A 15703-nucleotide genomic window follows, 5' to 3' on the forward strand; every position below is an offset into this window, starting at 1 on the left:
TTTATTTAAGGGTGATTAAGTGTATATATATGCAGGTGTAATTGTAAATAACAATTTCATAAAATTAGATAAAATTTTTACCTATAAAGTACCAGAAAAATTAAAAAACAGAGTAGAGATAGGTTTTAGAATAAAGGTTCCTTTTGGTAAGGGAAATAAAAAATTGGATGGGTTTATAGTTAGACTCTATGATAAAGAGCAGGAACAAATAGAGATTAAAGAGATTATTGATATCTGTGATGATTTTTCACTTTTCACTAAAAAGGATCTAGAACTTATAGAAAATATGAGGGAAAAATATTTATGTACGTATCTTGAGTGTATAAAAGTATTTATACCACCAGGAATATTTAAAGGTATAAAAAATAAGAAGAAAACTTTAATTTTTATAGGGAGGAAACTAGAAGAAAAATTTAATAAAGAACCTTATAAGAGTATTTATGAATTAATAAAGAATAATAATGGTCTATATACTAAAAATTTTATAAGTAAAAATTACAATATATCAATGTCATCTCTAAATACTATGATAAAATATGGCTTTCTTTTATCAGATGAGAAAATTATAAATAGATATAATACAGTTCAATATGAAAATTATTCAAGGAAAAGACTAAATAAAGAACAACAAAATGCAGTAGATAAAATAATAAATTCCAATAAAAAGCTATTTTTAATTCATGGAGTTACAGGAAGTGGCAAAACTGAAATTTATATGCACATAGTTGAAAAAGCTTTGAAAGAGAATAAGGAATCCTTGGTATTGGTGCCTGAGATTGTACTCACCCCTCAAATGGTTGAAAGATTTAAAGGTAGATTCGGAAAAGATATTAGTGTGGTTCACAGCAAACTTTCAGAAGGTGAAAGATATGATGAATGGGTTAGAGTAAAACAGGGAAAGGTGAAGGTTGCCATAGGTGCAAGATCTGCAATTTTTCTTCCATTTAAGAATTTAGGCTTTATAATAATAGATGAGGAACATGAAGGAAGTTATAAATCAGACAGCAATCCCAAATATAATGTTAGAGAAATAGGGGAAATGAAGTGCAGTCAATATGATTGCAAAATGATACTAGGTTCAGCTACACCTTCCGTAGAAACTTATTATAGATGTAAAAGGGGAGAAATTGAACTTATAACTATAGAAAATAGAGTAAATGGAATAAAAATGCCTGAAGTGGAAATTGTGGATATGAGAGAGGAGCTTTTAAATAATAACAAGTCCATGTTTAGCAGAGCTTTGTATGAGGCTATTTGTGATAGACTAATAAAAAAGGAACAAATAATATTATTTTTAAATAGAAGAGGATATTCCACCTTTGTATCCTGTAGAAAATGTGGGTATGTTTTTAAATGTAATAATTGTGATATATCCTTTACCTATCACTATGATAAAAAAAAGCTCATGTGTCACTACTGTGGAAGTGTAACTGATATACCAAAGATGTGTCCTAAATGTTTTAGTAAATATGTAAAGTATTTTGGGCTTGGAACAGAGAAAGTAGAACAGGAAATAAAAAAATTGTTTCCAGAGGCTAATATACTTAGAATGGATTTTGATACCACAAGAAATAAAAATTCTTATGAGAATATTTATAACAGATTCAAAAATAAACAAGCAGATATATTAATAGGTACTCAAATGGTAGCCAAGGGTTTGGACTTTAAAGATGTGACTCTCGTAGGTGTTATAGCAGCAGATGTGTCCATTAATCTACCAGACTTTAGAGCAGCAGAAAGGACTTATGAGCTTATAACTCAAGTTTCAGGAAGAGCTGGAAGAGGAGAAAAGTCGGGAAAAGTAATTGTTCAAACTTATAATCCTGAAAATTACAGTATAAGATGTGCAGCTAGTAATGATTATAAGAGCTTTTATCAGGAAGAAATCAGCATAAGGCAAAATATGGAATACCCACCCTTTGTAGATTTGCTTCTTATAAATATGAGTAGTAAAAATGAGAATTTATTAATAAAAAATATACAAAATGTTGGCATATTTTTAAAAAATATGTGGGAAAAGAATGATAAAATTACACTACTAGGTCCTTGTCCCTGCCAAATATCAAAGATAAAGGAATTATACAGATGGCAGATAATATTAAAGGGACAAATAAGAAGAGATGATGCAAAAAATGTTAGAAAAACAGTTTATCATTTGTTGAAACATGTTTATAATGATATAAGAGTTAGTATAGATATGAATCCAAATAATATGTTGTAGGTATAGAGTTGTTAAATTTAGATGAATTTGTATAAAGAAGGGAGTTGAATAAACTGCACAATATTTGTAAAATTTTTAGATTTTGTAAATATTTTTATGCAGTAAAATATATGGCTTTGAGAAATGTTATAAAATATGGGGATGAGCTTCTCAGAAAAAAAAGCAGAAAAATAGATGTTATAAATGATAGAATACTTACACTGCTCGATGATATGGAAGAAACTTTGTATAAAGAATGTGGAGTAGGACTTGCAGCCCCACAGGTGGGGGTTTTGAAAAGAGCTGTAGTAATAGATATAGGTGAAGGTATATTTAAACTTATAAACCCTGAAATTATATATTCTGAAGGAAGTTATATAGATGTGGAGGGATGCTTGAGTATACCAGAAATCCAGGGAGAGGTAAAAAGGCCAAAGAAAGTAAAAGTAAAAGCTTTAAATGAAAAAGGAGAAGAAGTGATAATAGAAGGAGAAGATTTGCTAGCTAGGGCATTTTGTCATGAAATAGATCATTTAGATGGGATACTGTTTGTAGATAAAATGATAAAAAAATAGGGAGGAAATAAGTATATGGATATAGTTTTCATGGGCACTCCTGATTTTTCAGTACCCTCTTTAAGGAGATTAGTGGAAGAATTTCAGGTTAGAGCTGTAGTCACACAACCGGATAAACCAAAGGGTAGAGGCAGAAAAATGACCTTTTCCCCAGTTAAAGAAGAGGCTCTAAAATATAATATACCGGTGTATCAGCCCACAAAATTGAAAGATGATAGAGAGGTAATAGATGCCTTAAAAAAAATAAAACCAGAATTTATAGTTGTGATTGCCTATGGACAACTACTTACAAAAGAAATATTAGATATACCTAAAATAGGATGTATTAATTTACATGCATCCCTACTGCCTAAGTATAGAGGGGCAGCACCTATAAACTGGTGTATTATAGAGGGAGAAGAAAGAAGCGGGAATACTACTATGTTTATGGATACAGGATTGGATACAGGGGATGTTCTCCTGAGTAGTACTTTTGAAATTGAAGAAAATATGACTGCAGGCCAGCTTCACGATATACTGATGGAAAATGGGGCAGAACTTCTGGTAGACACATTGAAAGGATTAAAAGAAGGCACAGTTAAGAGAAAAAAGCAGGGAGAGTCTCCTACAGCATATGCAAAAATGCTTAGCAAAGATATGGCAAAAATAAATTGGAATTTGAGCAGTAAAAAAATAAAATGTTTTGTAAGAGGTTTAAATCCATGGCCTATTGCATATACTCCATATAAACAAAAAAATATGAAAGTATATGAAGTTGCAGTATTAGATGAAATATCAAAAAAAGAAGCTGGATATATATTAGATGTAGGTAAGGAAGGAATAAAAGTGGCCTGTGGAGAGGGAGTTATATTAATAAAAAAAATACAATTTCCCGGTGGAAAACCTATGGAAGTTAAGGAATATATAAAAGGTCATTCTATAGAAAAAGATATTGTACTAGAAAAATAATTATAGGAGGTGTAAGTTATGCTTTATTGGGATAGCAGTTTTATCATACTAATACCTGCACTTTTAGTAGCAGCTTGGGCTCAATATAGGGTATCCTCTACTTTTAACAAATATTCAAAATATAAAAGTCTTAATGGATATACAGGAGCACAAGTAGCTAGAATGTTATTAGATAGCAGTGGTCTTTATGATGTGCCTGTAGAGTTGATACAGGGAAAGCTAAGTGACCATTACGATCCAAGAAAGCGAGTTATGAGATTATCACAGGAAGTATATCATGGAAATTCTGTGGCATCAATAGGTGTGGCAGCTCATGAAACCGGCCATGCCATTCAACATAAAAATAGATATTTACCTCTTGTTATTAGAAATTCTATTGTACCGGCAGTTAATTTTGGTTCCAATGCTTCCTGGATATTACTTATAGCAGGATTTATTTTAGGAATTAGAAGTCTTGTTACAATAGGAATATTTTTATTTACATTAGTTGTTTTATTTCAGATAATAACCCTCCCAGTAGAATTGAATGCATCAAACAGAGCATTAAAGATATTGGAAGGAAAAGCTATACTTTATTCAGAGGAACTGAATGGGGCAAGATCTGTTTTAAGAGCTGCAGCTATGACATATGTAGCAGCAGTGTTAACTGCTGTAGCTAATTTACTTAGACTTATATATATAAGCAGAGATAGAAGTTGATAAAGATATCTTAAAGTTTTTGTGGAATTTATTTGATTAAATAAATATATATTTTTAAATAGAGGTAGAATATGAATAGTGCTAGAAGTGTAGCTGTGGAAGTTGTTAAAAAAGTACTTTATGATAATGCATATTCCAGTATAGTTTTAAATAAATATTTAAATAAATTTGATTTGAATAAAAAGGACAGGGCTTTAATTACAGAGTTGGTATATGGTACTTTAAAGTATAAATATACTATTGACTGTATATTAAAGAACTTTATAAAGAGCAATTTAGAGAAAATGAATAAAGATATATTAAATATGCTTAGGATTTCTATATGTCAGTTAAGATATCTGGATAAAATTCCTGAGTTTGCAGTGGTAAATGAAGCCGTAGAATTTTCGAAAAATATTTCTTTTAAGCTTTCTAAACTGGTAAATGGGGTACTTAGAAATTATTTGAGAAATAAGAGTAATTCATTTGGTGGAAATAAAGAGGATAAAATAGAGGGTATATGTTTTGAATATTCTTTTCCAAGATGGATGGCTGAACTTTTCATTAATCAGTATGGAGAGGATTTAGGAAAATTTATAATGGGTTCACTAAATGTTGTGCCAAAAGTTACAGTAAGGATAAATACTTTAAAGACTGACTATAAACATGCATGGAATGAATTGATTGTTAATGGATATGATGTAAAAAGGGGTAATGTATATAAGGAAGCTGTCATAATAAATAAAGGTAGTAATATAGAGTTAAATCCTCTTTTTGAAAAAGGGCATATTACAGTACAGGATGAAAGTGCAATGCTTGTATCTTATTTTATGGATGTTGAAGAAAATATGACAATTTTAGATTTGTGCAGTGCCCCGGGAGGAAAATCCTGTCACATAGGAGAGTTGATGAAAAACACGGGAAATGTACACTGCTATGATCTATATGAGAGCAAATTATCGCTTGTTAGGCATAATGCAGAAAGACTGGGTATTAAAAACATAACTTGCAAAAAGCTAGATGCTGCAAAGTATTTAGAAAAGCTTAAAGATACAGCGGATAGAGTTCTTATTGATGTTCCCTGTTCAGGGCTTGGAATAATAAGAAAAAAACCTGAAATTAAGTGGAATAAAAAAGAAGATTCATTGAAAGATTTAATAGAAATACAGAGAAAGATTATTTTAAATGCTGCAAGATATGTAAAGGTAGGCGGCAAACTTGTATATTCTACTTGCACTTTAAATAAGAAGGAAAATGAGGAGAATATAAACTGGTTTATTTCTCGAAATCCCCAGTATAAATTGGATAAATTATATTGTGGAGATTTTCATAATATAATTTATCATGAAGAGGGGTATATGACTATATTGCCTGATAACCATATGGATGGATTTTTTATTGCAAGATTGATAAAACAGAGGTAGGTGCAATATATGTATAACATTCTGAATTTTAATATAGAAGAATTAGAGAACTGGATGAAAGTAAATGATGAGAGTAAATTTAGAGCATCACAGATAATGGATTGGATATATAAAAAAAATCAATATGACTTTAATTATATGACTAATATTTCTAAAAATGTTATAGAAAAATTAAAAAAAAATTTTTATATTGGTATACCAGAATTAATAGAGAAGCAAAAATCAAAATCACAAGATACATTTAAATTTTTATATAAGTTTCAAGATAAAAATATTATAGAGACAGTAGTTATGAAGTATAGACATGGAAATTCAATATGTGTTTCTACTCAAGTAGGATGCAGGATGGGATGTAAATTTTGTGCGTCCACGGTAAATGGAATGGTAAGAAATTTAACCAGTGGAGAGATATTAGCACAAATCTTAAAATCCCAGACTGAAATAAATGAGAGAATTTCCAATATAGTTTTAATGGGCAGTGGAGAGCCGCTGGATAACTATGATAATGTTTTAAAATTTTTAAACATGGTAAATTCCAAATACAGTTTAAATATAGGACAGAGGCATATAACTCTTTCCACCTGTGGTATAGTACCCAAGATAATGGATTTAGCAAATGAAAATTTGCAGATAACACTTGCTATATCACTTCATTCCCCTGATAACTTTAGTAGAAGAGATATGATGCCTATTGCAAATAAATATTCCATAGAAGAAATAATATATGCCTGTAAATATTATATAAACAAAACAGGGAGAAGGGTTTCTTTTGAATATGCTCTGGTTAAAGGTGTAAATGACAGCCTGGAATTTGCTGAAAGATTAGTTCAATTATTAAAAGGACTGTTATGTCATGTTAACTTAATACCTGTAAATGAAGTTAAAGAAAATGATTTTAAAAAGTCTTCCGAAGATAATATAAAGAAGTTTTACAATAAATTAATTGAAAATAAAATAGAAACTACCATAAGGAGAGAGATGGGTTCAGACATAGATGCCGCTTGTGGACAATTAAGGAGAAGATATTTAGAATCAAAAAGTTATAGAAAGGGTGTAGAAAATGGTGGGGCTCTTGTCAGACGTGGGTAGAGTAAGAAAATTAAATGAAGATTTTGCAGATTTCTATAAGAATAAAGATTTAGGAGTATATGTAATAGCAGATGGAATGGGAGGTCATAATGCAGGAGAAGTGGCAAGTAAAATTGCGGTAGAAACAATTATCTCCTATATAAAGTCTAAAGAGGAGATACATAAGGAAGATGATTTGTTAAGAGCTATAAATCTAGCAAATGATAAAATTTATAAATTGTCTAGAACTAACAAAAAATTTGGTGGAATGGGGACAACTATCACAGCTTGCTTGGCTAAAAATGGTGAAATGGTAGTAGCTAATGTAGGTGACAGTGGATGTTATACGATAGGTTATAGTGGAATTACAAAAATAACTAAAGATCATTCCCTTGTACAACAGCTGGTAGATGAAGGTAGTATAACTGAAGAGGAAGCAGCTATACATCCCAATAAGAATATAATAACAAGGGCCATTGGAACTAATATATCTGTGGAAGTAGATACTTTTAAGGTGAATCTTCGTGAAGTAAGAAAAGTAATGCTGTGTACTGATGGGTTATCCAATGGGGTAAGCATGAATGAGATGTATGATATAATAGTAAAAAATGACAATAAAAATAGCTGTAGACAACTAATAGAGTTAAGTAATCTTAGAGGCGGGAGAGATAATATATCAGTTATTGTATTTGAAGGAGAGTGTAAAGATGATAGGGACTGTGCTGGGAAATAGATATGAACTATTGAAAAAAATAGGAGAAGGAGGCATGGCTGTTGTATATAAGGCTAAAGATAATCTTCTCAATAGAAATGTAGCAGTAAAAATTCTTAAGGAACAGTTTTCAACTGATGTAGAATTTGTGGAAAAATTTAAAAGAGAAGCTACAGCAGCTGCCAGTCTTTCAGATAATAATATAGTAAATATATACGATGTAGGCTCTCAAGGGGATATAAACTATATTGTTATGGAATGTGTTACGGGAAGAACTTTAAAGCAGATAATAAGAGAAGAAGGAAAAATACCTCAAGATAGGGCGGTGGAAATAGCTATTCAAATAACTAAAGCTTTAAAATGTGCCCATAAAAACAATATTATACATAGAGATATAAAGCCCCATAATATTCTTGTAACAGAAGATGGAATAGTAAAAGTAACTGATTTTGGAATTGCAAAAGCTTCAAATTCTGTTACAATAACTAATTCAAATAAAATAATGGGCTCTGCACATTATTTTTCTCCTGAGCAGGCAAAGGGAGGTTTCTTGGATTTTAGAACAGATATATATTCTCTTGGCATAGTTATGTATGAAATGGTTACAGGCCGAGTACCCTATGATGCAGAGAGTCCAGTATCTATAGCCTTAAAACACATACAGGAGCCTGTAGTTCCTCCTAATCAGTTAAATGAGAATATTCATGAAAGTTTAAATAAATTGATCTTGAAAGCTGTAGAGAAAGAGCCTATAAGAAGATATCAGACTATGGAAGATATGCTTTTGGATCTGCAGAAGATAGAAAATAATCAGAAATTGAGCTTATTAAATGATGATTTTAATAAGGATATGACTCGTATAATGGATCCCGTAGATATAGATGATGATTATAAAAATGAGGATGACTATTATAATGATGAAGAAGGATCAATAGATAGGTTCAAGAATAAAATAGCATTAGATCCCAAGAAAAAGAAAATTATACTTATGATAGCTTTATTTATGCTTGTAATAGTTATAGGTGGAGTTTCAGGATACTTTTATAATAAGATATCCAGCAGTTCAAGTGAAGTTACAGTACCAAATATAGTAGGTATGAAGCAGGATGAGGCTAAGAAAATTGTACAGAGTAAAAAGTTAACCTTTGTGGTAAGCGCAACTGAAAAAAGTGATAAAGCCCAAGGTACAGTAATTAGCTGTTTTCCTAAATCAGGAACAAAAGTAAAGGCAAATTCGGAGGTAAGGGTTGTTATAAGTGAAGGGCCTGCTACTTTAGTGGTTCCAAGTGTAATTGGATTAGATATTGATACAGCAAAGGATCTTATAACAAGCAGTGGACTTAGTGTGGGAAGTGTATCTTCTAAATATAGTAATACAGTAGCATGGAATCAAGTTATAAGTCAGGATCCTGAACCGGATTCCAAGGTGGAAAATAATACAAAGGTGAATATTGTAATAAGCAAAGGACCACAAGTTAAGTATGTAACAGTTCCAAGTGTTTATGGTAAAAGCATAGAAGATGCAGCATCTATAATGGCAAATGCAGGACTTAAAGTTGCAAGAAATCCTGTAGATACTTCAGATAAATCTCAAGATGGGATTGTAACTAGTCAAAGTGTAGGAGCATCGCAGCAAGTTAAAGAGGGTACTACGGTAACTTTAAATTATTATAAATATACTGAACCAAAAAATACTGAAGGCGAAGGTTCCAATGATGGTGAAGGCTCCAATAATGGCAGTGGCTCTAATAATGGCAGTGGTTCAAATAACGGAGATGGTTCAAATGATGGCAGTGGCTCAAATAATGGTGGAGGCTCAAATAACGGTGGAGGCTCAAATAACGGAGATGGTTCCAATAACGGTGGAGGTTCCAATAATGGCAGTGGCTCTGGCACACCACAAAAGGAATAGAATAATATATTAAATATTAGGAGGAATTATGCGGGGAACTATAATGAAAGGAATAGGAGGATTCTATTATGTAAACACTGATAGGGGCATAATTGAATGTAGGGCAAGGGGAAAATTCAGATATAATGGATTATTCCCTATGGTAGGAGATAAAGTAGAAATTAAACTGGAAAGGGATCAAGGAATTATTGATGAAATTTGTCCTAGAATAAGTCAGTTGAAAAGACCTGCTGTAGCCAATGTAACCCAGGCGCTGGTAGTATTTGCATTTAATCATCCAGAGATAAATGAGGATCTATTGAATAAATTTCTTATAAGCTGTGAATTCAATAATTTAAAACCTATAGTATGTTTTAATAAGTTGGATTTAGCTGATAAGGAAAAGAAATTGGACGTTATAGACATGATTAGAAACACAGGATATGAAGTAATATTTTTAAAGGCAAAAGAGGGATATGGAATTGATAAGGTAAGAGAAAAGTTAAAAGATAATATTACTGTTTTATGTGGACCCTCAGGAGTTGGAAAATCTACTATTTTAAATGCTATTTATGGAAAGGAACTTATGGAGACGGGGCAAATAAGTCATAAGCTAAATAGAGGAAAGCACACCACAAGGCATAGTGAGATAATAGAATTAGAAGATGGATTCATGGTGGATACACCAGGTTTTTCTTCACTAGATATAGGACATATAACTAAAGATAAACTTCAATATTGTTTCCCAGAATTTATAGAGTTTATAGGGATATGTAAATTTACAGGGTGCGTTCATCACAAAGAACCTGACTGTGCTGTTAAATCAGCTCTTTATGATGACAAAATAAATAAGAGAAGATATGATTTTTATGTTAAAACTTTGAATGAGATAAGTAGTAAAAAGAAATACTAGATTATTAAACATATTAGTATAAAAGGGAGAGGTTACCTATGATAAAAATAGCACCTTCAATATTATCTGCAGATTTTTCAAAATTAGGAGAAGAAATAAAATCCCTAGATAAATGTAAGGTGGATTTGGTACATATAGATGTAATGGATGGAAGTTTTGTACCAAATATAAGTTTTGGAATACCTATTATTAAGAGTATAAGACATCTTACCAAAATACCTTTTGATGTACATTTAATGATAGAAGAACCTGCAAGGTATGTAAAGGATTTTGTGGATGCAGGAGCAGATATTATAACGGTACATTTTGAAGCGGATAGACATTTAGACAGAACCGTAGATTATATAAAAAGCTTGGGAGTCAAAGCTTCCGTGGCATTGAATCCTGCTACTTTAGTGGACAATGTTAAGTATTTAATACCTAAATTGGATATGATACTTATTATGTCTGTAAATCCCGGTTTTGGGGGGCAAAAATATATAGAGTATTGTGACAGTAAAATTAAGTATGTTAAAGAACTGGCAGATAAGTATAATAAAGATTTAATGATAGAAGTAGATGGAGGCATTACCAAAGATAATATAGCTAGAGTGGTACGTAAGGGGGCCAATGTAATAGTTGCAGGTTCATCTGTATTTAGGGGAGAAACTATAGAAGATAATATAAGGATATTAAGAGAGGAATTTTAATATGAAAGTGCTTATAGTATCTGGAGGGACTGCACCCTCCAGAGAACTTATTCAGGAGCAAATTAAGGATAATCCACTGATAATTTGTGCAGATGGAGGAGGAAATTGTCTTTATAATTATAAAGTTATACCGGAATATCTTGTAGGAGATTTTGATTCTATAAAGGGAGAAGCATTGATGTTTTTTAAAAGCAATAATTGCAAAATAGAAAAATATCCTAGGGACAAAAATTTTACAGATACTGAAATTGCCTTAAATAAGGCCGTAGATTTAAGAGCAGATGAAATAATATTTACTGGGTGTACGGGAAATAGATTAGATCATGTTTTTGCTAATTTAGGACTTCTCTTAAAGTGTAATTATTTAAATATTAAAGGATACATAAAGGATGAAAATAACATCATTGAATTATTACAGGGTTCCAAGATAATAAAAGGACAAGAGGGGCAAATTTTTTCCCTTCATGCATATTGTGACTGTGTTAAAAATTTAAGCATAATAGGAGCAAGATATAAGCTGGATAATTATGATTTGTATATGGGAGATGGAAGGACAGTATCTAATGAATTTTTAGATAAGGATGTAAATATAGTATTTGATAATGGAAAATTACTTCTAATAAAGTCTAGAGATTAGTTTTAATTTAAATATAATAGCTTCTGTTTAAAAATATTGGTAACATATGAGGAGGAACAGCATATAATATTATAAAGCAATTTGTGGGGATAATAACATGAAGAAAAGAATTAAAAAGAAAGTGGGATTAGTAGCTGTATGTATAGGTGCTGGGTTTTTAATGACAGTTATTATCCCTATATGGGGCTGGATAATAGCTGCAGGAGCTGGATTAATTTATTGTGGATGGTACTTGATAGAATGTCATAAATAAGGAGGTAGTTTAATGAAAATTATTGCATTTAAGCTTCCCGGTGCTCTATCTGCAATTATAAAATTTTTTACTAAAAAAAAAAGTAATGTTAGGTAAAACAAAAATGCAATTGTTTATAACAACTGCATTTTTGTTTTTTTATATAGCACGCTGAACCTTTCCAGAACGAAGGCATCTTGCACAAACATGTATAGTTCTTGGTGTTCCCTTAACTATAGCTTTAATCTTTCTTATATTTGGAGACCAGGTTCTTTTAGATTGACGATGTGAATGGCTGTACTGTACACCAAATACAACGCCTTTTCCGCATATCTCGCATTTCTTGGACATTTGAAAACACCTCCTTAACAGTCTCTGAACTTAAACACAAATTATTTTACCACAGAATGTATAACATGTGCAAGCAAATATATAATTTTCTTCAATACAGGTATACTATTAAAAAGTAAAATTTTAATAGTCATACGTTAATAATTGTTATTATATGGTATATAATAACAATTATTAAGTAAATTAATGACTTGGAGGTGTAGTTTGTAATGAGAATAGGTAGTAATAAAATATCAATAGTTGGTGCTGGGTTTGTAGGTTCCAGCACAGCCTTTGCTATTATGATGTCTGGATTGGCATCTGAGATTGTAATTGTAGATATAAATAAAGCTAAAGCTGAAGGTGAAGTTATGGATTTAGTACAGGGCGAATCCTTTGTGGAGCCCTTATCTATAAAGGCCGGAGATTATAAAGACACTAAGGATTCTAATATAGTGATAATAACAGCGGGAGCCGCACAAAACCACGGACAAACTAGACTTGAACTAATTGATAAAAACTATATTATATTTAAGTCCATAATACCTGAGATTGTAAAATATAGTCCCAATTCTATACTTTTGATTGTATCGAACCCTGTAGATGTACTCGCCTATATGACGTATAAACTGTCAGGATTTCCTTCAGATAGAGTAATAGGCTCAGGAACGGTTCTGGATACCTCACGGTTAAAATATATAATAAGTAATGAGCTTCATGTGGATATTAGAGATGTCCATGGCTATGTAATGGGTGAACATGGAGATTCAGAAATAGCTGCATGGAGTTTAGCTTCAATTAATGGTATACCTTTAAAAGAGTATTACAAACTTAGCCATAAAGATTTTAGTAAAGAACATGAAGAAAAAATACTAAACTGTGTAAGGAATGCTGCCTATGAGGTAATAAATAGAAAAGGTTCTACTTATTATGCTATTGCACTTTCTATAAAGAGAATTGTAGAAGCTTTGTTTAAAAATGAAAACTCCATATTGACAACATCCACTCTATTAAATGGAGAATATGGAATTGAAGGAGTATTTATGGGAGTTCCATGTATTATTGGTTCTTCAGGAGTAAAGAGCATAATACAAGTTCCTTTAAATAAAAATGAATCTGAAGCTCTTGAAAATTCTGCAAGAGTATTAAAAAAGACCACAGCACATTTAAATATTTAATTGATCTCAGCCACTAATTAGAAGTATACTCTAATTAGTGGTTATTTTTCTAATATTTTACTTAAAACTATTGTAGGTTGAATAAATGCTTTGTTTAATATAAAATATGTTTATGGTATTATAGGAATGTAAGGAGGTTTTTGTATGATAGGTAGTATTGTTGGAGAAAATGGCTATATAGATTATTCTGAGGAAGTAGTTGCTAATATAGTTGGATTATCAACTATGGAATGCTATGGAGTAGTGGGTATGGCTTCCAAGAATGCAAAGGATGGTCTTTGGGAATTAATAAAGGGCGAAAATTTAAGCAGAGGAGTAAAAATTCGTTCTAAAAATAATGAATTAATGATAGAACTTTATATAATATTAGAATATGGAACAAAAATATCTGTAATTGCAAATAATATAATACAGAGGATAAAATATAATGTGGAAAACTACACAGGACTGAAGGTTTCAACCATTACTGTAAATGTTCAGGGTGTTAGAGTCTAGGGAGGTAATTCGTAAAAATGGAATACTTAAGTATAGATGGACAGCGTTTTTACAATATGATTGTAAATGCTAGTAACAAACTAGAAGAGCAGAAAGATTTTGTGAATTCCCTAAATGTATTTCCTGTACCGGATGGAGATACGGGAACTAATATGTCTTTGACCCTTAAAAGTGCGGTAGTAGAAATATCCAATGTAAAAGGTAAATCTATAGATAATGTATCTAAAGATTTAGCTAAAGGAGCCCTTATGGGTGCAAGAGGAAACTCAGGGGTAATACTTTCACAGATATTTAGAGGTATATCTAAGGGACTCCAGGGAAAAAACAAGGTGAATTCATCGGAATTTACACTAGCTTTAGAAGAAGGTGCAAAGGCTGCCTATAAGGCTGTTATGCGTCCAACAGAAGGTACCATACTGACTATTATAAAAGCTGCAGGAGAAGGTGCCGCAAAGTCTAAAAAGGAAAATATTACTGAACTTCTGCAGGAAGTATGTGATTATAGTAAAAGGATGTTGGATAAAACTCCTGACATGCTTCCTGTACTTAAAAAAGCAGGAGTAGTAGATGCAGGCGGCATGGGACTTTTAATTATATTTCAGGGAATGTATGAGGCATTAAAAGAAGGTATAGAAGAAGTATATTTAAAGAAAGCTGAAGATATAGTAACTAAATCTTCAGCTAAAAGTGTGGAATCAGAAGAAATAAAATATGGATATTGTACAGAATTTTTCATTCATCTTAAAAGCTCAGATATAAGTAGTTTTAAAGATAAGCTACAAGCTCTAGGAGATTCCATAGTAGTGGTAAAGGATGAAGACGTTCTAAAAGTTCATATTCATAGTAATGACCCAGGTGAAATATTGTCTGAGGCAATTAAACTTGGAGAGTTGTCAAAGATAAAAATTGATAATATGAGGCAGCAGCATAGAAGTATTTTAAATGCAGATGGTGGAAAAACTCCACTTGAGGATATAAATAATGATAGTGAAGGGGAAGGATATATTTCTCAAGAAAGTGTTCAGGATAAAGAATATGCTTTTATTACAGTAGCTGCAGGGAAAGGCATTAAAAGAATATTTCAGGATTTAGGGGTGGATTATGTAATAGAAGGCGGTCAGACTATGAATCCCAGTACAGAGGATATATTAAATTGTATAAACAAATTAAATGCAGAGAATATATTTGTACTGCCAAATAATAAGAATATAATTATGGCCGCCAATCAGGCTGCAGAACTTTCAGATAAAGTAGTAAAAGTAATACCTACTAAAACCATACCACAGGGTATAACTGCAATAACAGTTTTTAATCCTGGGGAGGGATTAGAAGAAAATATAAATACTATGGAAAAGGCTATAAGTACTGTAACCACAGGTTCTGTTACCTATGCAGTAAGAGATACTGAAATAGATGGAAAAGACGTAAAAACAGGAGACATACTAGGGATTATAGAAGGTAAAATAGAGAAAGTTGGGAAAGATATATTTGAAGTATGTGATAAAATTATAAGTTACATGGTAAAAGAACACAGTGAACTTATAAGTATATATTATGGTAAGGATTGCAATGAAGATGAAGTGAACTCTTTTTTAGAGAAGCTTGAAGATAAATATGATGATATAGATATACAGTGTTATAGTGGAGAGCAGCCCTTATATTATTTTATAGTTTCTGTTGAATAAAAAAAGCCAGCTAGGGCTTTTTTTATTCCTGCGAATTATTTTAGACTT

16 protein-coding genes are annotated in these 15703 nt (G+C 31.5%); 15 read left to right on the top strand and 1 reads right to left on the bottom strand.

Annotated elements, in window-relative coordinates; translation table 11 throughout:
• Window positions 1–19 precede the first annotated feature (19 nt).
• The 12 genes from priA to CKL_RS20625 all read left to right on the top strand — a co-directional run bounded on the left by priA (window position 20) and on the right by CKL_RS20625 (window position 11988).
• Entirely contained in the window at window positions 20–2221 is a 2202-nt protein-coding gene (gene priA / locus CKL_RS06740; protein ID WP_012101757.1) for a primosomal protein N', read from the top strand.
• A 110-nt stretch (window positions 2222–2331) separates the two neighbouring features.
• A complete protein-coding gene (def, locus tag CKL_RS06745; protein WP_012101758.1) occupies window positions 2332–2775 on the top strand; it encodes a peptide deformylase in 444 nt (147 codons plus the stop codon).
• 15 nt (window positions 2776–2790) lie between these two features.
• Window positions 2791–3723, top strand: a complete 933-nt coding sequence (gene fmt, locus CKL_RS06750) for a methionyl-tRNA formyltransferase (protein ID WP_012101759.1) — start codon at window positions 2791–2793, stop codon at window positions 3721–3723.
• 18 nt (window positions 3724–3741) lie between these two features.
• Entirely contained in the window at window positions 3742–4422 is a 681-nt protein-coding gene (locus tag CKL_RS06755) for a zinc metallopeptidase (RefSeq protein WP_012101760.1), read from the top strand.
• 71 nt (window positions 4423–4493) lie between these two features.
• Entirely contained in the window at window positions 4494–5825 is a 1332-nt protein-coding gene (gene rsmB / locus CKL_RS06760; protein WP_012101761.1) for a 16S rRNA (cytosine(967)-C(5))-methyltransferase RsmB, read from the top strand.
• Window positions 5826–5834: 9 nt separating this feature from the next.
• Window positions 5835–6914, top strand: coding sequence for a dual-specificity RNA methyltransferase RlmN (rlmN, locus tag CKL_RS06765; protein ID WP_012101762.1), 1080 nt, complete (start codon window positions 5835–5837; stop codon window positions 6912–6914).
• The gene (locus tag CKL_RS06770; RefSeq protein WP_012101763.1) at window positions 6886–7626 is read left to right on the top strand and encodes a Stp1/IreP family PP2C-type Ser/Thr phosphatase; all 741 of its coding nucleotides are present in this window, start codon (window positions 6886–6888) and stop codon (window positions 7624–7626) included. The genes rlmN and CKL_RS06770 overlap by 29 nt, the downstream gene beginning before the upstream one ends.
• Window positions 7601–9517, top strand: coding sequence for a Stk1 family PASTA domain-containing Ser/Thr kinase (gene pknB / locus CKL_RS06775; RefSeq protein ID WP_012101764.1), 1917 nt, complete (start codon window positions 7601–7603; stop codon window positions 9515–9517). The genes CKL_RS06770 and pknB overlap by 26 nt, the downstream gene beginning before the upstream one ends.
• Window positions 9518–9545: 28 nt before the next feature.
• Window positions 9546–10409: a ribosome small subunit-dependent GTPase A gene (rsgA, locus tag CKL_RS06780; protein WP_012101765.1), complete on the top strand. Its 864-nt coding sequence runs from the start codon at window positions 9546–9548 to the stop codon at window positions 10407–10409.
• Between the two features lie 38 nt (window positions 10410–10447).
• Window positions 10448–11098 (top strand): ribulose-phosphate 3-epimerase, encoded by a 651-nt coding sequence (gene rpe / locus CKL_RS06785; RefSeq protein ID WP_012101766.1) that lies wholly within the window; start codon window positions 10448–10450, stop codon window positions 11096–11098.
• Between the two features lies 1 nt (window position 11099).
• Window positions 11100–11735 (top strand): thiamine diphosphokinase, encoded by a 636-nt coding sequence (locus CKL_RS06790; RefSeq protein WP_012101767.1) that lies wholly within the window; start codon window positions 11100–11102, stop codon window positions 11733–11735.
• Between the two features lie 97 nt (window positions 11736–11832).
• Window positions 11833–11988, top strand: coding sequence for a hypothetical protein (locus CKL_RS20625; protein WP_012101768.1), 156 nt, complete (start codon window positions 11833–11835; stop codon window positions 11986–11988).
• A gap of 138 nt (window positions 11989–12126) precedes the next feature.
• On the opposite strand, the gene rpmB is transcribed toward CKL_RS20625, so the two are convergent.
• Complete coding sequence (gene rpmB, locus CKL_RS06795; protein ID WP_012101769.1) at window positions 12127–12318, bottom strand: 50S ribosomal protein L28; 192 nt, start codon at window positions 12316–12318, stop codon at window positions 12127–12129.
• Between the two features lie 209 nt (window positions 12319–12527).
• Between rpmB and CKL_RS06800 the strand changes: the two genes are divergently transcribed.
• The 3 genes from CKL_RS06800 (at window position 12528) to CKL_RS06810 (ending at window position 15655) form a co-directional block, all read left to right on the top strand.
• The gene (locus CKL_RS06800) at window positions 12528–13475 is read left to right on the top strand and encodes an L-lactate dehydrogenase (protein ID WP_012101770.1); all 948 of its coding nucleotides are present in this window, start codon (window positions 12528–12530) and stop codon (window positions 13473–13475) included.
• A 144-nt stretch (window positions 13476–13619) separates the two neighbouring features.
• Window positions 13620–13970, top strand: coding sequence for an Asp23/Gls24 family envelope stress response protein (locus tag CKL_RS06805; protein WP_012101771.1), 351 nt, complete (start codon window positions 13620–13622; stop codon window positions 13968–13970).
• Between the two features lie 17 nt (window positions 13971–13987).
• Window positions 13988–15655 (top strand): DAK2 domain-containing protein, encoded by a 1668-nt coding sequence (locus CKL_RS06810; RefSeq protein ID WP_012101772.1) that lies wholly within the window; start codon window positions 13988–13990, stop codon window positions 15653–15655.
• Window positions 15656–15703 lie beyond the last annotated feature (48 nt).

The organism is Clostridium kluyveri DSM 555 (assembly GCF_000016505.1).
GTDB lineage: Bacteria > Bacillota > Clostridia > Clostridiales > Clostridiaceae > Clostridium_B > Clostridium_B kluyveri.